Here is a 23,304-nt window from a genome sequence, read left to right on the forward strand (position 1 = left end):
CAATATCAATCCTAGCGGCGATATGACAAGCAGCAGGAGCGATGATAATAAAATAGATGTATTTCTTGTCATTGCGAACTATATATCGACGCTTGTTCCATATCTATATTCAAATCTTCTATTATACTTAATTCCTGGGATGTCATAGTTCAGCACACCCATGGCATATGCATATGCGGTTCCGCGCCACGTTTTTCTTCGAAAGCTGTATGCAGCCCCTAAATATCCACCACCCTCAATGTATAAAAGATCTGTTCCAATCCTCAGAAGCCCGAGTTTAACTCCTAGATTAATGTTAACATCCCCCCGGCAATATGATCCACCTACCATATATTCTCCATTTCCACCAACGCTGCATTCGCAGCATGTTATGCGTCCTGATACACCGACGGTGGGCTCCACTACGGTTTTTACAAATTCACCAATGATTGGGCCAATTACAGGAATCGGGAGTCTCCATTTGTGTTTATATTCGCCAAACACTCGAGCATATGCGGAAACGCTTACGCAATTATCCCCGTTTTTGTTTGTTGATACTGAACCGATTATGCCATATTTCAAACGGAAGGCGAATGGGCCAATCTTTACAGATTGATTATTCTCTTCCCGATACATGCCCTGATGCCTTATGTTATTAATAACATTTTCTATTTGTGAATTGAGCCAACTGGCTGCGCTCAATCCAATTGCATCTACTGCATTTATAGTGTTATTTGCTACGGATGCATAAAGATTTTCGCCACCTTCTTCCTCAATGGGATCCCTATTGATCCAACGGCCAAGGACAGGGTCATAGAAGCGATAGCCGTAATAATACAAGCCTGAGGCGGCATCGAAGGGCTTGGTGCTGAAACGCCAAACATTACTGCTAGCCCATGTGCCGGTGCTCACGGTGGTGTTGCCGAAGGGATCGTATTCGTAATGAGCCTGCGCAGTGCCGTTGGCGTCGAGCACTTCGCTTACGTTGCCGTTACCGTCGTAGGTGTAGTAGCGCATCTGGCTATTTTCACGGGTGGCGAGGAGGCCACCGACGCCGCCGGCGCCTTGCTCGGTGTTGCTGAGGTCTATTCCCCAGATGTGGGTGCGGGCCAGAATCACGGGCGAGTCGCCCGCGCCACCCGATCCTTCGTATTCGGCAATGACGTTCCATCCGTCGTAGAGATAGTGACGATCGGCGGTTTGCGTCCATGTCGCCAGCGGGTTGGCGCGGGTGAACTCCGTTCTGCGGACGCGGCGGCTGAGGCCGTCGTAGGCGTAGGCTACGCGAGTAGTTTCGGTCTCGACTGAAACGAGACGGTTTTCCTCGTCGTAGGCGAACGCGCGGCCCATGCCGTCGGAGGTCATGTTGCCGTTGGCATCGTGCGCGGGGCTGACGGGCGTCGCAAGCGACGCCCCTACGTGGGTGTATTGATTCAGATTATTGGCTGTGTAATGCGTGACAGCGGTCGCGTTGGCGGCGGGGTCTTCGGGGATGCCGGGATTTATCGTGCCGCCTTCGGTAGCCCATTCGCGGTTGCCGATGGCGTCAAAGCGGTAGGCGCGGTTGCGCGACGCAGTGTTCTTGTGCGCGGCGGATACTATTTCACCGGCAGTGTTATAGGCGTAGGTGTAGCCGCTGTTATAGGGGCCTTCCAAGCTGACAGCGGTGCGCTGGCCGAAGGCATCCACGGTGTAAACATGCCGGGAGAGCACGGCGTTGCCGCTAGTGCGCTTGTTTTCCTTTTGTTTGAGATAGCCGAGCACGGGATCGTAAGTGTTCGTGACAGTATGCACAGGCGAAAGAACCGAGACAAGCCGGCCCGTGCCCGGTTCGTAGGTGTAACGGAAGGTCGCGCCGGTGTTCGCGGTGATCTGCATGAGGCGGCCCGCGGTGTCGTAGGCGTGGTTGAGTGTCCAGGTATCGGCGGGATTCGCGGCATCGACAGACACAGCGGTGCGGCGGCCCAATGCGTCGTAGGCGCTGGTGAGCGTCCGGCCCAACCGGCCAACCTGTTCGGTGAGGGGCTGGCCGAGGAGATTGTGCGTCCACGTAGTCACACCGGTGGCGTCGGTCATGGTCAACTGACGGCCCTGCTGATCGTAGGTGAAGCTCACGGGCGCGTCGTTTTCATACACGACGCCGGCCAGTTGCCCGGCGGGCGTGTGCGTGTAGGCGGTCGCGCGGCCCAGCGCGTCGGTGCGCGTGGCGAGGCGGCCCGCGGCGTCGTAGGTGTAGCTCCACTGGCTGCCGTCGGCGTAGGTCTTGGTCGCGAGCTGGCCGAGATCGTCGTAGGCCCAGCGGGTCTCGGAGTCACGCCCGTCGCGCATCAGGATCATGCGGCCAAGGGCGTCGTGGGCGTAGGTGATCGGGTAGGTGTCGGCTCCCTGCTGCGAGACCATCCGCCCGGCGTGGTCGTAAACGTAGGTGGTCACACGGGCAGGGACGCTGCTGTCGCGCGGGTCGTCGCGGGTCACTTTCACGAGCTGGCCCCAGGCATCGTAGTCGCGGAGGGCGCGGGTATGGGCGACACCGGAGCTGTCAACGATGGTTTCCTCCACCACGCGGCCCGGCGCGTCGTAAACCATGCGCGTTTCCATGTCGGCCTGCGTGGCGGTGAGCACGCGGCCAAGGCCGTCGTGGGTATACAGGGTTTGCACGCCCGCGCGGTCAGCGCTGGCGACAAGCAGGGAGGGGAGCACGGCGGAATACGTCCGCGTCTCGCTCGACGACGGGAGGCCGCCGACGCCGGGATGGGTGATTTGCACGGGCTGGTCGCCGGCGCCGTAGGCGGTCGCAATCGTCGCGCCCGTGGGCAGCGTGACGGCGGTCTGCCGGCCAAACACATCGTAATCGTAGCTCTCCACGGCATCCCCGCCCGCCGAGGGGCGCGCCACGCTGGCGAGGCCGCCGTGCCATTCGTAGGCGCGAAGCTCCAGCAACTGCGCGGGGATTTCCCACCAGTTGGCCGGATGGGACGCGGCGGTGACGGAGACGTGCGTGGCGCGGCCCAGCGCGTCGTAGCGCGTGCGCTGCGTGTGGCCGAGCGCGTCGGCCTCGGCCACGACGCGGCCAAGCAGATCATAGGTCGTCGTGGCGACCACCCGCCCATTGCGCTTCTGGATGACCTGATGGCTGGCATCGTCGTAAACGTAGGCGGTCACGTCGCCGAGCGCGTCGGTCTCGGTCAGCACGCGGTCGAGCGCGTCGTAGGTCGTCACGACCCTTGGCTGGCGGTCGCCGGAGGTTTCGATCATGCGGCCAAGCAGGTCGTATTTGTAGGCGGTCGTGGCGGATTCTGGAAACGGCGGGACGCCGCTTCCACTTTGACTTTGGGCGAGCACCAGCGCTTCCGTCTGCCGGCCCGCGGCGTCGTAGGCGTAATGCGTCACGATCTCGTGCGCCGTGCCCTTGCCCACGGTGTGCGTGAGCACGCGGCCCTCGCCATCGTAATCCCATTTTTCGGCGGGCGGCAGGACGGTGCCCGCGATTTCCGCCGCATCCGAAGTTTCGATATGCCACGTGCGCGCGATACGGTTTCCGGCGGCGTCGTAGGCGGACAGCTCGTCCACCGTGCCGCCGGCGGGCGTGGGGCGGCGCGCGCGGATGAGCCGGCCCTGGCCGTCGTAGGCGTATTCCTCCAGGCCGGCGGTGTGGGTCCAGCGGCTCACCACGCGATCATCGGCATCGTAGGCGATGCGCTCGACCACCTCGGCAACCTCGGTGACGCCATCCGAGTCGAGGGACACCCGGGAGGTTTCAACCCGGTTGCCCAGCAGGTCGTAACGGTGGCGCGTCACCCGCCCGGCGGTGGTGCCGTCCGGCGCGTCGGGCGACAGCCCCTCGCGCACCTCGACGAGCCTGCCCGCCTCGTCGTAAACGCGGCGCGTCTGCACGCCCAGCGCATCGGTCTCGCGGATGACGTGCCCGGAGGCGTCGTATTCGTAGCGGATCTGCCCGCCGAGCGCGTCGGTGAGCAGGGTCTCGCGGCCCAGCGTGTCGTAGTCGCGCAGGGTCACGGCGCCGTCGGGCGCGGTCTCCCGCACCAGCAGCCCGAGCGCGTTGTAGGCAAACGTGGTCACCCGGCCCAGCGCATCGGTGGTGCTGGCACGCAGGTTTGTGCCGGGATGGTAAGTGTGCGCGGTCACGCGCGCCAGCGGCGTGCCGGACGCCTCCTCCATGCGCAGGAGGTTGCCGTTGGCGTCGTAGCTCCAGCGCGTCTCCACCCCGTCCGGCCCGACGCGCCGGGTGCGCTTGTTGAGCACCGGGTCGTATTCGAAAATCTCGGGCGTCGCGTCACCCGCCAGGGGCGTCGAGCGGATGACGTTGCCGCGGGCGTCGAGCTGGTCCCGCACCGCGCGGCCCTTGTAGGTGTGGGTGGCGACATCGTCCTTTTGCGCGTAGGTGAACATGAGTTCGCCGTTTTTCTTCCACTGCATGAGGGTGCCGGCGGCATCGAACCACTTTTCCGACATGAGCCCGGCCCGGGTGACGACGCGCGCGTAATAGGTGCGCGAGGCTTGGTCGTAGCTGTAGTGGAACCGCATGGCCCGCCCCTCCGCGTCCGTGACCGCTTCCACGTAAACGGGCGCATACATCGGGTTCGGCACCCCGGGCACGGGGATCTCCGCCGCGCCGGGCTGGATTTTTTCGCCCACGTCGGTGTAGGTGACAGTCGTCGTGATGCCGCCGGGCCTGGTCTTGGAAAGCATCTCGCCGTAACGCCCGTAGGCGTAGGTGGTCTCGCGTCCCATCACGTTGACGTAGGAAACGAGGCGGCCCGACTCGGTCCAAGTGTAGGCGATCTCGCGGTCGGCATGGTCGCGCAGTGTCACCACGCCCCGGCCCGGCGTGCCGGTCATGGTCAGGAACACGCGCCCGGTGGCGTCCTTGAGGCGGGCGATGCGCGGTTCCCCGTCCTCATACTCGCAGGTCGTCCACAGCCGGCCCCGGCGGATGGCGCGGATGAAGCGCCCGGCGGCGTCGTAGTGGCGCTCGCCGCCCGTGCCGGACAGCCACTGCCAGGTGCCGTCTGCGTTTTTCACGATGCGGCGGCTGCGGTTGCCGGACGAGACATAAACCCCGGCGGTCACGGTCTCCGCCGGGACGGGCAGCGGGGTGATCGAATCGTCACCGGTGCGGGGATTCGGGGTGCCGGGGGCGGTGACCGTGGCCTTGAAATACGCCTCGCCCGCCACGATCACATAACGCCCGGCGAGGGTGTCCTCGGCGAATTGCAACCCCTCGGCCACGTGCAGGCGCCAGCGCAGCCCGGCGTAGTCGCGGCGGACCATGAAGTCGCCGCCGGGAATCGGGATGCGCAGGTCCGTGGCCGCGTCCAGATACTGCCGGCTGGCCAGATCGACCCAGCTGCCCGCGGGTTCGCGGCGGGAGGCGGACGGGTTGGTGTTCCCGCTCTCCTCCTTGCAGGGCGGATCCTTGTCGCAGTCCTCGGGATTGGGCTTGTCGCATTCCTTGTCACAATCCTCGGGATTGGGCTCGGTGCATTCCTCATCACACTCCGGATTTTCGGGATCCGGGCATTTCGGAGGCGGGGGAGGAGGAGGCGGCGGCGGGCAATCCACGTCCGGCGGAGGCGGATTGGGCGGACGCGGATCGCCGGGATTGTTATTACCGTTGCCACCGCCGCCACCACTGGACTGGTCAACGGTGGAGCCCGCGCCAAAGCCGTTGCCCCAGCCGTCATCGTCGCCCCGGGGGGCGCCGCCGCCCGGAGGAAAGATCACCACCGGCCCACCGCCGCCGCCATCACCCGGCGGGCAGGGGCCCCAACTGGAGGTCAGGTAGCTGTAAATGGCCCGGCGGTACAGGATGCCGTTGATGCACTGGTAGGTGTAACCGATGACCGAGGGGCCGACCCAAGAGCCGCAGTCCGAACCGCCGGCAGACGCGGCCGCCGCTCCCGCCGCAAGGGCCATGGGCGCGGCCTGCGGGGCGGCGGCCTCGTCCTTAAGCTTCCACGGGGTGTCGATCACGCGCACCCGCACCCCGAGGCGGATTTCCTGGCCGGCCTCCAGCCGGCTGGAGGGCAGCGGTTCGTATTCGATTTCAAAATACGGGTCGGCGGGGACGGTCAGGGTGAGAGCATCGGCCGCGATCAGGCCGTGATTGGAAATGCGCACCTCGCTCAAAAATTCCTGACCGGGGCGCAGGGTGGAGGGAATCCTGATCTGGGTGGGATTGACCACCACCACGGGCACGGGCACGTGGGTTTCGAACTCGGCCATGATCTCGATGTCATATTCGTCCTGAATGGTCACCTCCTTCACGTTCCAAGTGATGGAGACCGGCTCGTAGTCGAGCGCCACCTGCTCCTGGTGATTGATGCCGGGCTTGATGACCACCATGCCGGTGTGGGTGGTGTGCTTCGGCGCCGAAACCCTCAACCGGTAACGGCCCGCAGGGAGGTCGTCGAAGTAAACCTCGCCGAGGCCATTGGTGGCGAGGGTGAGAGTATCAAGGACATACTGGCCGGTGCTGTTCTCCTTCTGGAGTTGCACGCTGGCGCCGGGCAGCCCGTCGTAGGAGGGATTGGACTGGCCGGGCTCGGGCGGGAGTTGATACCAGGGGTCCACCACGTGGATGGAGGCGCGGCCCTTGCCCTCCGGGGAGAGCACGACCTCGACCGGCACCTCGACGGCGTAGCCGAGCCCGGGCGACTGCGCCCGGATTTTCACCCAATGCACCTCGTCGGCGGCAACGGGCGTGTCGGGCGCGCGGGCGGAGAGGGAAACCTCGCGCTTTTCCCCGATGTCGAGCGAGGCCCAGGCATCGCCGCCCTGGAGGCGCAGCCACGCGGGCACGGCGCCGCCCTCGACCAGGGGGACGAGGTCAAGGGTGAGGTTGGAAAGTTTGCCGTAACCGGTGTTGGAGAAGGTCACGAGGGCGCTGTCGAAGCCGCCCGGGATGACACCGAGTTGCACGGAGCCGGGGGCGGCGTTGAGCACGCCGCTGGAGGCGATCCATTCGTAGCGCAACTCGACCTGCGTCCACTCGACCGGCGCGGCCCCGCCCTCGGGGTCGTCGCTGACGACGCGCAGGCGGATGACCCCGCTGTCCGGCGCGGTGTCGGTCCCGCGCAGGGTCACGGCGAGATTTTTTGTCTGGGTGGAGGCGAGCGAAACCGGGGCGGGCAGCGTCAGCCCGATGCCGGCGGGCACGGGATCGACCGGCTCCAGGCGCACATTGGCCACGGGGTTGTCGAAGCCGCTGGCGACCTGCCAAGTGGAGGTCTGCGTGTAATGGCGCGGGACGCGGACATTAAACGCGGAGGGACTGGCCGCGACGCGGCGGATGACAAATTCCTCCGTGACGGCCGGGCGTCCCTCAATGCCCTCGGCCTGCGCCCAGACCGCGTAACGTCCGCCGCGATTGAGCGGGTCGGCGGGCAGGGTGTGGGTGAAGGCGCCGTCGAGGCCGGTGACAATTTTTTCGCGGTAACGGTAGCCGCCGCGCTCCATGAAGAGGATGAGCGTGGTGGCTGCGGCAGGGGCGCCGTTTGCGCGCCACGTCGCGAGTCCGTCGATGCGTACCGGCACGTCGCCGTGGGAGAGACGCGGAGCGATGCCGGTGATTTCCGCGACGAGGTCGCTCTCGCGGGTGCTCTGGCGTACGGCGGCGCCAAAGCCGGGGAGCTTGATGCTCCGGGCGGCGTCCTCGCGCGCGTAATACGCAGCGTCGATTTCCAGCCGCGCGGTGAGAAACGCCGGCGTGTCAAGCGGGACGGGCAGCGTGTAGGCGGAGGAGGTCCATGAGTGCCCCGGCGCGATGCGGACGACGACGATGCCGCCGGGCAGGGCGGTTTCCTCCAGCGTGCCGCCAGTGTGGAGCGGAATCACACCCCATTCCCGGCCCTCGTCGTCCACGAGGCGGATGCGGGCCTCGCCGGAGACGGCGCGCCCGTAGTTGCGGCCGATCTCGATATCGACGGGCTCGTCGCCGGGATTGCCGATGGTGACGACGACCTTGCCCTGGCCGCCGCGGACAAGGTTTGTCACCTCAAGGGAGGTCGTCAGCGTGCCGGGATGAACGGCCAGCGAGCCGTCGCGGACCAGTTTGGTCTCGACATTGGCCTGCGGAATGACGGACACGCGAATGCGGGCGGGCAGCACCGTCGCGGCCTGCCACCCGCCGCCGGCAATCACGGGGATTTGCATCGCTTCCCCGGCGGGGATTTCATGGGCGCCTTCGGCGGCGAAGACACGCCCGTCGATTTCGAGGGAGAGGCTGACGCCCTTGATCGCGCCGCCGGAATGGTTGCGAAGCTCGACCGGGATGCGGTTCACGAGACCGCGGCGGAGCGAGGCGGATTGCGGGATGGAGATCCCCAGCGCGGGAAGCTCAATCGAACGGGACTGGGTGAACTCCGCCCCGACGGTCTGCACGGTGTAGAGGCGGGCGCCGTCCGCATATCCCGTATCGGTCCATGTGGCGGCGGTCGCGGGAAGCAATCCCGGCGCGGGCTCGCCGCCGTCCACGGCCACCCGGAATCCGTCATAAACCGAGGCGGGCACCGGCTCCCAGACGAGCACGGGGCTGCCGCCGGTCTCGTGCGTGAGCGTGAGGCGGCGGACGGGCATGACACCGGCTTCCCAAAAGACGACGGCGGGCGCGGAAACATTGCCGGCGGCATCAACGGAGACGAGATGATACCAAGGGTGCCCGCCATCCGGGTTGACATCGACCGTCCATGTCGAGGTGCGGGCCACCGAGGTCGCGACCGGCTGAAGACTGGAAAGCGAGGCGGTGGAGACGGTGCCGCGGTAAAGGGCATAATGGGCGACATCCTCCAGGCCCCCGGCCGGTGCGGACCAACTGACGGACACGCCGTTGGAGGCGGAGGCGCTCTGGAGGTTGACCGGCGACGGCGGCGGAACGCGGTCCGAACGGGCCATGACCGGCTCGCTCCATGCGCTCAGTCCCTCGTCGTCGGCGACGCGGCGGATGCTCGCAACACGATAGAACCAGAGTCCGTCGTTCGCCGGGGTGTGAGCGTATGCAGTGGCTCCCTCGACCCGGGCCAGGTCGGCGAAGGCGGCATCGCCGGGCGTGGTGTCAGGCGTGGCGGCAAAGGCGGTTTGGATCGAATAGCCGATGGCACCGGGAACGGTTTCCCATTCCAGCTCGACGCGGCCCGCGGGACGGGCGCGGGCGGTCACATGGGCGGGCGTGGCCAGCGGCGGAAGTTGCGAGGTGTAGATTTGGTATTCGGCGGGGACAAGGAACTCCCCGCCCTCGTTGCCAAGTTCGTCAACGGTCTGGCATTGGAGTTTCAGCAGCTCGGCCTGCTCCGCGCCCGCATCACCGGGCAGCGCATGCCAGATTTGCCAGAGGCGTCCGGAAGCGTCAGCCGCCGAGACTTCGGCCAGAAGGGGCTGACGGGCCTGCGAACCGCCGGTGAGCAGCGCGTAAAAGTTGGGCGTGCCTTGGGCGGCCTCGTTCAACTCGGCCAGCCAGCCGATGGTGACGGGCGCGGGGAGATTGCGGATGGCCGGGGTGTCCTCGGTTTCCTCGATGGCTTCGCCTTCACCGGTGCGCTGGATGCGCGTGAGCCCGACGACGGCGGGCGCGGTGGTGTCGAGCCAGGCGGAGGCGGCGTTTTCAATCACCGTGCCGGCGTTGCCGGACGGATCGATGCCCCGGAACGATGGCAGGATGGGGCCGTTGACCTCGGACGGCAGCCAGGTGATTTCGCCGGCATAGGCGCGCGGGGCGGTTTCACGCAGGGAAACCGGCTGCGGTTTGCCTCCTGTGGTTTGGAGGGAGAACTCGGGCGCGGTAGCCAAATCCTCGCTGACGGTAAACTCCACGCCCATCCTGCCCGCGCCGAACGTCCCGTCCAGAGAAGGCGTATCGACGGAGCGCCAGACGAGTTGAGTGACGGAAGGCTTGATCCGGTCCGAAAGGGCGTGAGCCCATGCGGAGGGTTCGCCCTCGACCTCATCCGCGCCGATTTTGGCCACGGATGTGATCGCATAGGAATACGTGCCATCGGCTGGCGGACGATCCGAGTAGCTTGAATTGTTGCTTGAGACCCGGGCCGAGGTAATGCGGGTGGCGGATGCCACCGAGCCACCAGCCGGGTAAACATCACCGTCAATGCGGTAAATATGATAGCCGAGGGGCCGCCCTTCGGCGGGCGCGCGCCAGACCAGCGCGATGCGTCCGTCCGGCTGTGAACGGGCATCCAGCGCAAGCGGCTGCCCGGGACGGGTCAGATCGACCGTGACCGAAACCGGGGTGGAAAACGGACCGGGCGTCCCGGTGCGGTTCGTGGCGCGGGCGGTCAGCGTTTGCAGGCCCTCCACCAAGGTGACATACGAGATGAAGGCTCCGTCGCCCGCAGCCTTCACGGAGACGGCTTCCGAGGCGGACTGCCCCTGGGGTTGCAGGAAGACATGGACGGTGGCATTCGGCTCCGCCGTGCCGCGCACCTCGACACGCGGATTGCCGACGAGAGTCCCGGTGAGCGGCTTGGTGATGACCGGGGCGGCGGGCGCGGGATAGGCAAGGGTGAAGGCTTGCTCGAACGGGGCGCCGGCGAGGCCGAGTTTGTCGTGGGCAATGATGCGCAACGTGTGTCCGCCGTCGGGGACATGGCTGAAATCCGCCGTCCATCCGTAGCGGTTCCCGGAAAGAGGCTTGGTGGCTGTTTGCATCAACTGCCCATCGAGGAAAAACTCCACGCGGGCGACGCCGGCGGTGTCCTGCGCATCGATGGAAAAGACGCCCGAGCGGGAGGCGATGACGGCTGGCACCGGGACCTGGTCGAATTGGAGCGCGGCGAGGACCGGGCCGGTGTTGTCCATCGCGTAGCGCTCAACCATCATGCCGCCGGGGTTGTAGCCATCGCGGTAGGCGCGGGCCTTGATGGCGGCCGCCTGTTGCAGGGTCACCGGCTCAAGGTAGAGCGGCGAGAGCGGGCCGGGAATCGAACCATCCAGGGTGTAACGGACCTGGCTGCCGCTTGGCGGATTGATTCGCACGGTGCCGCCATAGAGCAGCTGGCCGGAGAGCGGTGTCGCCGTGGGGGTGGCGAGTGTGGTGTTGAAATCGCGGCCCGAATGGAGGAACGCGGCGGGGATGATATTCCGCGCAAACGAGAGCCCGGACCAGGACAGCGAGAGGTAATGGGGCGTGTTGGCCGGCTTGGAATATTCAATCACAACCGGCACGGGCTGCCCGGCGGCGCCCTGGAAGGGAATGGCGAGATCACGGCGTCCGGTTTCGCCGGGCTCATCAATCACGAGATCGCCGCCGAGCCAGACTTTCACGCCATTTTGCACGTCCAGGTGCAGTGTATGCGGCTCGGTGAAGCGTGGCATGAGAACGCCCGACCAGCGCACGGTGAGCGGCTGGTTCCACGGAAGCGGGGACATATACAACGAGGAGCCTCCCTTGAAATCCAGTCTGGCGTCGATGCGCGCGTAATTGGAATTTTCCAGGAAGTCGGGAAGGGCGCAGTATTCCGCCCAGAGACCGGAGCCGTCGCGGATGGCCGGCTCGGGCAGGCCGATGGAGAACAGCCCGTCTGCCTCGTCCCCGGCCACGCCATCGACCCAGGCGCGGGCGCGGATGCGGGTGGATTGGGTGATGGCAATCGGGGCGGTGTAAACCGGCGAGGCGGGCTGCGGCTCGGCGCCGTCGAGCGTGTAGCGGATGATCACGCCGGGGTTCGCCGACGAGGCGCCCAAGGAGACGGACAGCGGGGCGGCATGCAATCCCGGCGCCGGGGTGAACCGGACCGAGGCCCCGTCCCAGGCGTATTTGTTTTCCAAATACGCATCCACGGTCATCCTTTCCCCGTCCGAAAGCGCGCGGTCGAAGATGATGAACTCGGCCAGCTCGCGAAGCCCGCTGGAATACGCCAGGGTCGAACCGTTGCCAAAGAAGGCGCGCCAGTCGGGCAGGCGGGCGATTTCCCGCCCGGCGGCGCGGATGCTCCAGGCGTCGTTAACCGGAAGAATATGGATGCGCGTCCAGCGCCCGGAGAGTTCGCCCAATGCCGGCGATTCGATGCGGGCCAGCGTGAAAATCTCGCCGCGGGTGGTGTCGGTTTTCCATTGGGTGAAGGGGGTCACGGCATGATTTGGGGCGTCGAACAGAACCGTCGGGCGTCCGTTAAGCGATGCGGTGGCAACAAGCGGGCGCGATGCCAGCGTCGCCTGGTCGGCATGCCATGCTCTGGATCCCTGGTCGTGCCAGATGCCGACCGAGGTTGCCCCGGGGATTCCCGCATCGGCACGCAGCCACCACAGGATGTTTTCCGTGGGAAACGCTGTTTCGGAGGGTGACACAGTCGTAACGGAAACAGGCGCGCATGGGTCGGAAATCCCGGCGAAATTCCGCGCGCTCAGGCGATAGGAATAAGCGATGCCGGGCTCCAGCCCGGAGTCGAGGAAGCTGGTGGCATTTTCTATCGCACCGATGATTTGCCATTCGTCCGGCGAGGCGGGTGACTGGCGTTCGATGACATATTCAATTCCCGGACGCCATTCCTCCGGCGCGTCCCATGCCAGCATAATTTTCGCGGCATCAACGGACTGCCCGCGCAATCCGCCGGGATCGGGAGGCGCGCCGGCGGGCTGAAGCTGGTACTTGCCGGACAAATACAACTCCAGCGCATGACGCTCCCCGGACGGGAGCACGCGATCGTATAACAGCACCTCGGCGATTTCGCCCTTCCACTGGCCTTGGCCGATTTCCACATAACCATTATAAAAATAGGTTTTTCCATTTGGAATCCGCACCAGCAGGCCACCGTCAAGCCGGACGGCCCAATCGTCGGCGCCAGCGCTGGTTTCATACAGCCTCCACGTGTCCGCCAGGGGCTGTCCCTCGGGAACGGGAACGGCGTATTCGGCCCCGCTGCGGCCAAAACTGTCCAGAATGGAGCCGGCATCGGCATGGTTGGGATAATAAGTCCCGGCGGATTGAGTTACCGACCATGCGCGCGCCCTTGTTGCGGAGGGGGAACGCACCACCACAAACAAATCGCCCGATGGCGAACTGGAGGAAAGCGGGCGATGGGTGGAGGGCATCTGCTGCCCGGCACCCGCAAAGAGAACCGCCAGTTCGCCCTGGTCACCCTGGGCCAGCCCCGGTTGCTGGGCGGGGTTGGGCTGGGAGAGATGATACCCGTTCCCCGACTGGTCGATCCAGCGCTGGATGGCGGGCTGCCCCTCGACGCCCGCGTCGGCGCGCAGCCAGAGTTTCAACCCCTCGGTGGCAACCCCGGACACGTCAACGGGCGCGGGGGTCGTGACGGACGCCTCGCCGCTCCACGATGAAATCGCCGGCTGCCGCAACCGGACGCGGTAGTCGTAGGCGGTCGCGGGCCCGGCCGTCCCGTCAAGCCAGACTGACGCCCGGGTGGCCTCGGCAATTTTTATCCACCCGCCCGAAGGGGACAAACGGCGTTCGATTTCGTAAACATTGGCGTCGCCGGGAACCGTGCTCCACGCCAGCCGGACCAGTCTTTCGCCCAATGCCTGGGCCGTGAGACCGGTCGGGGCGTTTTCACTTTCCGCCCAATAGCGTTCGCGCAAGCGGGCGTCCAAGGCGGCGTTTTCCTCCTCCGAAAGCACCCGGTCATAAACAAGAATCTCCGCGATGCGGCCGGTCCAAGAATTGCCGCCAATCGACGTGCTCCCCTCAAAATTGGCCTCGCCCGAAGCCTCGCCGAGTTTCATGCCGTCAAGCCACGCAGCCCAGCCGTTCCCGGAGGATTCCACACGATACGCACGCCATGTGTTTGACATGGTCCAATTGGAGGGAATCGAAACGGACACCGGCTGCCCGGAGCGTCCGAAATCATCGGTGATTCCCTGCGTCGCGTCGGACGGGTAATAGAGCCCGCCATTGGCTTCAATCTGGAGCACCTTCCGTCGCGTTGTTTGCGGGTCCGGATTCAGCACAACATAGAGGGCGCCTGTCCCGGCATCTTTCATAAACTTGGAGGGGATGCCCATCGCGCTGGTGGTTGAAGTGAATTGCAGGGCGAGGCGTTCGCCGGCTCCATCGGCGACTTGCCTGGGGGCCGCACCGGAAAGCACCTCGGCATCATTGCCCCGACCCGACTGGTCCCGCCACCGGCTTACCGACAGGGGATCGTTCCCGATCCCACGATCCGCGCGCAACCACAAACGCAGCCCCGAGACCGGCATGGTGGCGCCGCCATCGGGCATGGTTACCGACGCCTCGTCGCTCCAGTCCGATTCACCGGATGCATTGGCCGTTTTGATACGATAAGTATAGGTCTCCCCTGAAACCAAACCTGTATCAAGCCAGACTCGTCCACGGAAAATATCCGCCAGATGAACATAATCTTCCGCCCCTGTCTTGCGTTCCAAAACATAGTACTCACCAATCCGGGTCTCCGTCGCAGAATCCCACGACACGCTCGCCTGTGTTGACGACAGCGCGGCGGCCTGAAGATTCACCGGCACAGGGGGGACGTCCGGCGTGAGGTGGTTGTATTTGTTCACCAGATAGCGTTCCACCGCCTGGCGTTCTTCGGCGGAAAGCACATGGTCGTAGATGATGACCTCGGCCATCTCGCCGCTGAAATAAAGATTTCCGTAACTATAATTATAACCGCCTCCCAAAATCGGACTGGAGCTCCATCCGACCGTTTTATCCGTGACCCGGAAGTGCACGCTGCCATCGAATCGGCTGATCCATTCACCGTTCTTTGCCGACACATTATACAATCGCCATTGCCTGATGTCAGGCGGCACCCCCATGTTGTTCAGGCTGTAATTGGGGATACCGAAACTCTCGTGAACGCTGCCATCCGAGTAAGGATACATGGATGCGTATGAACCCAAAGTCCACAGACTCCGACGCTGGCCGGACGCCTCTGCGGAACGCACCAGGATGAACACCTCGCCCTCGGCCGTGCCATTCATCAGGTTCGGCAGGTTGAGATACTGGCTCTTCGTCGCGTCGAATTTCACCACCGGCCAGCCGTTCAAGCCGGCCTCGCCACTTACTACTTCGGGGCTGTTGTTGGCCGAGGGTGCATTGGCCGAGTTGCCCAAACCGGAATAATCCGTCCAGCTGCCCAGCGGTCCTTCACTTAATCCGTCCGGTCGCAGCCACAACCTCATGCCGACGGTGGGCATGGATGAGCCATCCGTTGGCATGGCGACATCGGCCTCATGGCTGGGTTCGCTTTTGCCGTTGGGATTCACCGCCACCACCCGGTATCTGTAGCTTGCGCCTGGCGTCAGCCCCTCATCCATCCAACTGCGGCCTGCCACCGTAGTCACGACCGCCCAGTCTCCTCCAGCCGTTTTGCGTTCCACTTCGAACCACACCCATTCGCCGCCGTCGGACTGCCATGTCAATCCGGCTTGGGTCGAGCCTATTGATCTTGCCTTTAATTCCGTCGGCGCATCCGGCATCCCTGTCCCGCCCAGTTCATATTTGCCCGCCAGATAACGTTCCACCGCCTGACGTTCCCCGGCGGAAAGCACATGGTCGTAGATGATGACCTCGGCCATCTCGCCGTTGAAATAAAGATTTCCGTAACTATAATTATAACCGCCGCCCAAGACTGGACTGGAGCTCCACCCGACCGTTTTATCCGTGACCCGGAAGTGCACGCTGCCATCGAACCGGCTGATCCATTCACCATTCTTTGCGGACACATTATATAACCGCCATTGTGTGATGTCAGGCGGCACCCCCATGTTGTTCAGGCTGTAATTGGGGATACCGAAACTCTCGTGAACGCTGCCATCCGAGTAAGGATACATGGATGCGTATGAACCCAAAGTCCACAGACTCCGACGCTGGCCGGACGCCTCTGCGGAACGCACCAGGATGAACACCTCGCCCTCGGCCGCGCCATTCATCAGGTTCGGCAGGTTGAGATACTGGTTTTTCGTCGCGTCGAATTTCACCACCGGCCAGCCGTTCAAGCCGGCCTCGCCACTTACTACTTCGGGGCTGTTGTTGGCCGAGGGTGCATTGGCCGAGTTGCCCAAACCGGAATAATCCGTCCAGCTGCCCAGCGGGCCGTCGGCCAGCCCGTCCGGTCGCAACCACAACCTTATGCCGACGGTGGGCATGGATGAGCCGTCCGTTGGCATGACGACATCGGCTTCGTCGCCGGGCTCGCTTTTGCCGTTGGGATTCACCGCCACCACCCGGTAGCTGTAGCTTGCACCGGCCGTCAGTCCCTCATCCATCCAACTGCGGCCCGACACCGTAGTCACGACCGCCCAGTCTCCTCCAGTCGTTTTGCGTTCCACTTCGAACCACACCCATTCGCCGCCGTCGGACTGCCATGTCAATCCGGCCTGGGTCGAGCCTATTGACCTCGCCTTCAATTCCGTCGGCGCATCCGGCACCTCTGTTCCGCCCAGTTCATATTTGTCCGCCAGATAACGTTCCACCGCCTGGCGTTCCCCGGCGGAAAGCACATGGTCGTAGATGATGATCTCGGCCATCTCGCCGTTGAAGTAAAGATTTCCATAACTATAATTATAACCGCCGCCCAAGACCGGACCGGAGTTCCATCCGACCGTTTTGCCCGTGACCCGGAAGTGCACGCTACCATCGAACCGGCTGATCCACTCACCGTTCTTTGCCGACACATTATATAGCCGCCATTGCGTGATGTCAGGCGGCATCCCTGTGTTATTCAAGTTGGAGCTTGGAACTCCAAAGCCCTCGTGGACACTGCCATCCGAATAGGGATACAGGGACGCGTTTGTACCAAACGTCCACAGACTCCGACGCTGGCCGGACGCTTCCGCAGAGCGCACCAAGATGAACACCTCGCCCTCGGTTGCGCCATTCATCAGGTTCGGCAGGTTGAGATACTGGCTTTTGGCCGCGTCAAACTTCACCACCGGCCAGCCGTTCAGGCCGACCTCGCCACTCACCACTTCCGGGCTGTTGTTGGCCGAGGGCGCATTGGCCGTATTGCCCAAACCGGAATAATCCGTCCAGCTGCCCAGCGGGCCGTCGGCCAGTCCGTCCGGTCGCAGCCACAACCTCATGCCGACGGTGGGCATGGAAGCGCTTATGTCCGGCATAGTGATGCTGGCTTCATTGCTTGACTCGCCTTTGCCGTTGGGATTCACCGCCACCACCCGGTAGCTGTAGCTTGCGCCCGCCGTCAGACCCTCATCCATCCAGCTGTGCCCGGCAACTGTGGCCACAGTTGCCCATTCACCATCCCCTGTTTTGCGATCCACCTCAAACCACGTCCATTCGTCGCCGTCGGACTGCCATGTCAACCCGGCCTGGGTCGAGCCTATTGACCTCGCCTTCAATTCCGCCGGTGCATCCGGCACCTCTGTTCCGCCCAGTTCATATTTGCCCGCCAAATAACGTTCCACCGCCTGACGTTCCCCGGCGGAAAGCACATGATCGTAGATGATGACCTCGGCCATTTCGCCATTGAACTTGGCTCCACTATAGCCGCTGCCCAAAACCGGGCTCGCGGTCCATGTGATGGTGCCGTTTGCCGTCCTGAAATGCATCCTGCCATCAAATCGGCTGACCCACTCGTCGTTCTTTGCCGACACATTATACAATCTCCATTGCGTGATGTCGGGAGGGGTTCCGGTGTCGTAATAATAGTTGGAATTGCGAACACCGAAACTTTCAAATATTCTTCCATCCTCATATGGATGCATTGAACCGTAGGTGTTGAACTGCCACAACCCCCGACGCTGGCCGGACGCCTCCGCGGAACGCACTAGGATGAACACCTCGCCCGCGGACGCTCCGTTCATCAGGTTCGGCAGATTGAGATACTGGCTTTTGGCCGCGTCGAACTTTACCACCGGCCAGCCGTTCAAGCCGGCCGCTCCGCTTACTACTTCGGGGCTGTTGCTGGCAGCGGGCGCATTGGCCGAGTTGCCAGCCCCGGAATTGTCCGTCCAACTGCCCAACGGGCCGTCGACCAGCCCATCCGGGCGCAGCCACAAGCGCATGCCTTCCATCGGCATCGATGCGCCTGTGGTCGACATGGCCACATCCACTTCGTCACTCGGTTCGCTCTTCCCATTGGGATTTATCGCCGTGACTCGATAGGTGTAACTCATCCCCGGCACCAGCCCCTCATCCATCCAGCTGCGCCCGGCAACTGTGGCTACAGTTGCCCATTCACCATCCCCTGTTTTGCGTTCCACCTCGAACCACACCCATTCGCTGCCATCGGACTGCCATGTCAATCCAGCTTGGGTCGAGCCTATTGGCCTCGCCTTCAATTCCGTCGGTGCATCCGGCACCTCTGTCCCGCCCAGTTCATATTTGCCCGCCAGATAACGCTCCACCGCCTGCCGTTCCCCGGCGGAAAGCACATGGTCGTAAATGATGACCTCGGCCATCTCGCCATTGAACTTGGCTCCACTATAGCCGCTGCCCAAAACCGGGCTCGCAGTCCATGTGATGGTGCCGTTTGCCGTCCTGAAGTGCACTCTGCCGTCAAATCGGCTGACCCACTCGTCGTTCTTTGCCGACACATTATACAGCCTCCATTGCGTGATGTCAGGAGGAGTTCCGGTATCGTAATAATAGTTGGAATTGCGAGCACCGAAACTTTCAAGTATCCTTCCATCCTCGTATGGATGCATTGAACCATAAGTGTTGAACTGCCACAATCCCCGACGCTGGCCGGATGCTTCCGCGGAACGCACCAAGATGAACACCTCGCCCTCGGAAGCCCCATTCATCAGGTTCGGCAGGTTGAAATACTGGCTTTTGGCCGCGTCGAACTTTATCACCGGCCAGCCGTTCAGGCCAGCCTCGCCACTCGCCACTTCCGGGCTGTTGCTGGCCGAGGGCGCATTGGCCGAGTTGCCCAAACCAGAATAATCCGTCCAGCTGCCCAGTGGCCCTTCGCTTAATCCGTCCGGTCGCAGCCACAGACGCATGCCTTCCGTCGGCATCGATGCGCCTGTGATCGACATGGCCACATCCACTTCGTCACTAGACTCGCTCTTCCCTTTGGGATTTACCGCCGTGACTCGATAAGTGTAACTCGCCCCCGGCACCAGCCCCTCGTCCATCCAGCTGCGGCCTGACACCGTAGCCACCAACGCCCATGCACCTGCTTCGGCTTTGCGTTCCACCTCAAAGCGCACCCACTCGTTGCCATTCGACTGCCACGTCAGACCGGCTTGAGTCGAGCCTATCGCACGCACCTTCAGTTCCGTCGGCGCATCCGGAACCTCTGTTCCCCCCAGTTTGTATTTGCCCGCCAGATAACGCTCCACCGCCTGACGTTCTCCGGCGGAAAGCACATGGTCGTAGATGATAACCTCGGCCATCTCGCCGTTGAACTTGGCTCCACTATAGCCGCTGCCCAAAACCGGACTCGCAGTCCATGTGATGGTGCCGTTTGCCGTCCTGAAATGCATCCTGCCGTTAAATCGGCTGACCCACTCGTCGTTCTTTGCCGACACATTATACAATCTCCATTGCGTGATGTCGGGAGGGGTTCCGGTGTCGTAATAATAGTTGGAATTGCGAACACCGAAACTTTCAAATATCCTTCCATCCTCGTATGGATGCATTGAACCGTAGGTGTTGAACTGCCACAACCCCCGGCGCTGGCCGGACGCCTCCGCCGACCTAACCAGGATGAACACCTCGCCCTCGGTCGCCCCGCTCATCACATTCGGCAGTTGCAGATACTGGCTCTGGGTCGCGTCAAATCCCACCACCGGAAATTCATTCAATCCGGCCGCCCTCACTTCGGGACGGTTGTTCGCGCCTGGCTGGGCGGCATGATTGGCATTCCCCGATTGGTCCTGCCACTGTTCCATACGCCCCTCGGCATCGGCCACGATGCCGGCATCGGCTTTCAGCCACAGGCGCATGCCCTCCTGCGGAAGTGATTGCGCCGCCAAAGGCAAACTCAATGCCGCAATAAAAAATGCCGCGCATCGGCAAAGCAATCCGGACAACGGGACACGCGCCTTTGCGCCGTCGGCTGCATGTCTGACGAAAGGAGGGTGGATTTTGAACGATGCCTTCATGGGAAAAATTTTCAGGGTTTTATACGGATGGAGTAGAAAACGATGTTTGAGGCATGGGGAGATCAGCGCCCGCAGCCTCCGCATGGTCCCGCCTTGCGGGTGCGTGGATTTTCCGAGGCGATGATGGCTGATGACGCGCGTCCGGGAGCGCTCGCGTGCCGCGTCTTTCGCCAGTCCATCCATGCGCGATAACCTCCGGACAGACAGGCCGCCCTTGAGGCGAACCGCGGCGGCAGTTGCCGCCCAATCCATGCCGCGCCGCTTCCATCAGGAGTCACAAACACAAGCATTTCATCGGCGCCCATCGTATCGATGACTCCGGCAAGCGATGACATGGCGGAGGGGCTTCCCCACGCTTCCGCCATTCGCACCACACGCTCGCGCCCGCCTGCCCCGGACTCATCGCCCGCCGGGGAATCCTCCCCCGTTCCCATCAGCACGGTGGTCCATGACCGCCATGCCGGCATCGACGTCAGGGTGCCTGCCGATATGAATGCCATCCCGTCATCGGGCCTTCCCGCCCGCTTCCACGCGGCTTCCCCGCCGGCCAAAACCCGGATTTTCGTCCACTTGAACTTTTCCCTCAACCTGCCCGCTTCCAGCAGCGCAGCGTCATCCCCAAAGCCAGCCCCCACCAGCAACAGCTCGGGGTCGGCGCCAAAACCGCGCCCCTCGGCGGCAAGGCGCAGCGGAATCGATCCGGAAATGGGCGCCTGCCGCTGCGATTGAAGATCCCTCGCATCCACTATTATGATCTTTTTACCACGCTGGCGAACAGCCGCCCATTCCGTGGAGTCCATCAACCAATTATCCGAATAAACCACTCCCTCAAAAAACACTTTGAAAACCTGTCCGGAGGCGTTTCCTGTCAATGTCAGCCGGGCTTCCACGGTGAACGGTCCCGGCTCCTTGCCTTGGTAGGCAAATGACACGCGCCCGTCGCGCGAGACGACATCCGATTTAAGTGTCAGGCAGGTGCAGGAGCTGTCGAACTGGATTATCCCCTCTTGGGCCAGTCTTGCCGGCAATGACTGTTCAAAAACAACCGACTGGTTGACCGGGACCGCCCCCATGTTGACCAGCATGGCCGGCGGCTCGGATGGAGCGGTGGCAGCCTGCGCGTGACAGAAGAAAAGGCCGGCCAGCCCGGGGATCAAAAGAGAACGAATATGCGGTGGCATGGTCATGGGGTTTACTCCTCGGAATCCTCGCGGGTGACGATCAGGCGCAATGCACGCGCCCCGGTATTTCCTTCGACCGGACGTTCCTCCACCCAAAGCCATTCGTCCGTCATCCCGGTCAGGCCGGGAAGATCGGAGACTGCTTTTTCAGCAGCGCCAGCGGCCGGATGCCAGGTGAAAAAGTCATCGGTGACTTCCACCCGAATGCGCAGACTCGGGTCATCCGAACGCAACCGATAACGCAAGGCCAGATGCGGTTGGTCGTCGCGAATGAGGATTTCAGGCTGCGGCTGGACGGTCAGCACGCCGGAGCGCGGGTCGGTGTCCATCGCGTATTCCAGCAGATTGGTCAGTCCGTCATGGTCGGGATCAACCTCGGGACCGATGATGGCTGGATCAATGACTCCCGGCCAGTTTCGCCCGACCCATGCGTTCCAATCCCATATCAATGAGGAGGCTTCTTTGACTTGAATCCCGATGGCTCGGAAGACCGATGCCAGCCCGTCAGAAGCCATGAACCGCAGGGAATACGGTCCCTCCTGTCCGGCCAAAGGACGCCAGTTCAATGTGCCGGACGAATCGGACGCGGGAGTGTAGGAAGCCCCGGCGGGCAGTTCAGGCGCGGTGATGCGGACCGCGTCACCATCCGCGTCCATTGCCGTTACTTGGAGCGTGAGCAGTCGGCCCGCCTCGATTGTGAGCGCATTCGTGTCCGGCATGAACTGCAAGACCGGCGGTGTGTTTTCGGACGGCGCCGCGCCGGACAGAACGGCATTATACCGGTGCGTCTCCTGCTTTTGTGTGTCGAAGAGGTTGAGATGCAGCTGCCATCCGCCCGCAGGCTGGTAGGTTTTGGAAATCCATGCATTTTGCGGAAGCAGGCGCTTGCCGTCGGAGCGGGTGACTTTGGCCGTGGCCCACGTGGAGGCTTCCAGCGGAATTTTGGCGTAAAACAACGTTCCCGCAACCTCGTCGGCGGCCACCATGACCGCATCGCCATTCAGCGTGTAGGACAAACGGGAATCCCCCGCGCGCAGCGTGATGACATCCGTGCTCAAAACGGCATTGTCCGACTCGAAAACACGCGCCGTGCCGGTGTCCGCCGTAAAACTCTCCACGGCCAGGTAATCATCCAAGGCATCGCGCCCGGGCAAATCCACGCGCACTCTGCCGACAAGCCGGCGGACCATGGGATCGTCGCCTTGCACCAGTGAAGTCAAGGCTCCGCCCAGTTTGTCCGCATGGGTCACCGTCCCGTGAACCCGAGTGAAACGTCCCGCAAGCGAGGATACCAGCGACCAGTAAGCCATTGCGCTGCCGTGCGGCCCGATATTGCCCAGATCGGCCAGCAAGCTGCTCGAAAAATCCTTCCCGTTCACCTGGCAGCCGGTGATCCTGAAATCAATCAGCAGTCCCAAATCGTTCGACACGATCTCGGGCTGGTTGGATTCCACCTTGACGTTTTGCGCGGTCGCCCATGCGGACTGATTGACCACGCGGAGTCCGAAAACCGCAGGCTCCGATGCCTCCGGCTCCGTTGTCATGGGATGGTCGCCCACCATGTCGCCCGGCAGAAAATACTGGAGAAGCAGGTCGGGCATCGGGCGCACCTGTATCTCCTCCGGCTGCATTTCCACATGCCTGACTGATGTCCCGATGCGATATGAAAGCGTCGCGCCCACCATGTAACGCAAGCCATCGGGCTGTTCTCCGGCCGCCCCCGGCGCGGGTATCATGAGGTAAACCGCCTCGCGGGTATGATCCGCCGGAATCGTTCCGTCCGTGGACGGATTCCAAGAGTCGTCCTTGAGCCGGACAAAAAAGAGCGCGCCCTCGGGCTCGTCGCCAGGCGTGGCATAGGCGACGGCCTCCCCGTCCGCATTGCGAAACCAGAGAGTGACGGCAAAATCCTCAATGGGCTGCGCCAGCCCGTTGCTGATGGCCAGCGTGCCCTCGAACGCCTGGCGCTCCAAGGTCAACCGCTGGCTGAGCTTGATTGTCACCCGGGCGCACAGGGGCTCGGCGGCATGAACAACCGATCCGCCGCAGAGGGAAAAAAGCATTGCAGCCAGGCAGGGGAGCCAAACGTTTGAAAGGGGGTTGGAATGGTTCATGGTAGTGG

Annotated in this window: 3 protein-coding genes; all 3 read right to left on the reverse strand. The window is 63.1% G+C overall.

The window, feature by feature from the left end; all coding sequences use genetic code 11:
* Positions 1 to 78 precede the first annotated feature (78 nt).
* Positions 79 to 19,842, reverse strand: coding sequence for a fibronectin type III domain-containing protein (locus tag OH491_RS24550; protein ID WP_342750745.1), 19,764 nt, complete (start codon positions 19,840 to 19,842; stop codon positions 79 to 81).
* A 221-nt stretch (positions 19,843 to 20,063) separates the two neighbouring features.
* A complete protein-coding gene (locus tag OH491_RS24555) occupies positions 20,064 to 21,188 on the reverse strand; it encodes a hypothetical protein (protein WP_334318987.1) in 1,125 nt (374 codons plus the stop codon).
* Positions 21,189 to 21,193: 5 nt separating this feature from the next.
* Positions 21,194 to 23,296 (reverse strand): Ig-like domain-containing protein, encoded by a 2,103-nt coding sequence (locus OH491_RS24560; protein ID WP_145928505.1) that lies wholly within the window; start codon positions 23,294 to 23,296, stop codon positions 21,194 to 21,196.
* Positions 23,297 to 23,304 lie beyond the last annotated feature (8 nt).

The organism is Termitidicoccus mucosus (assembly GCF_038725785.1).
GTDB classification, from domain to species: Bacteria; Verrucomicrobiota; Verrucomicrobiia; order Opitutales; family Opitutaceae; genus Termitidicoccus; species Termitidicoccus mucosus.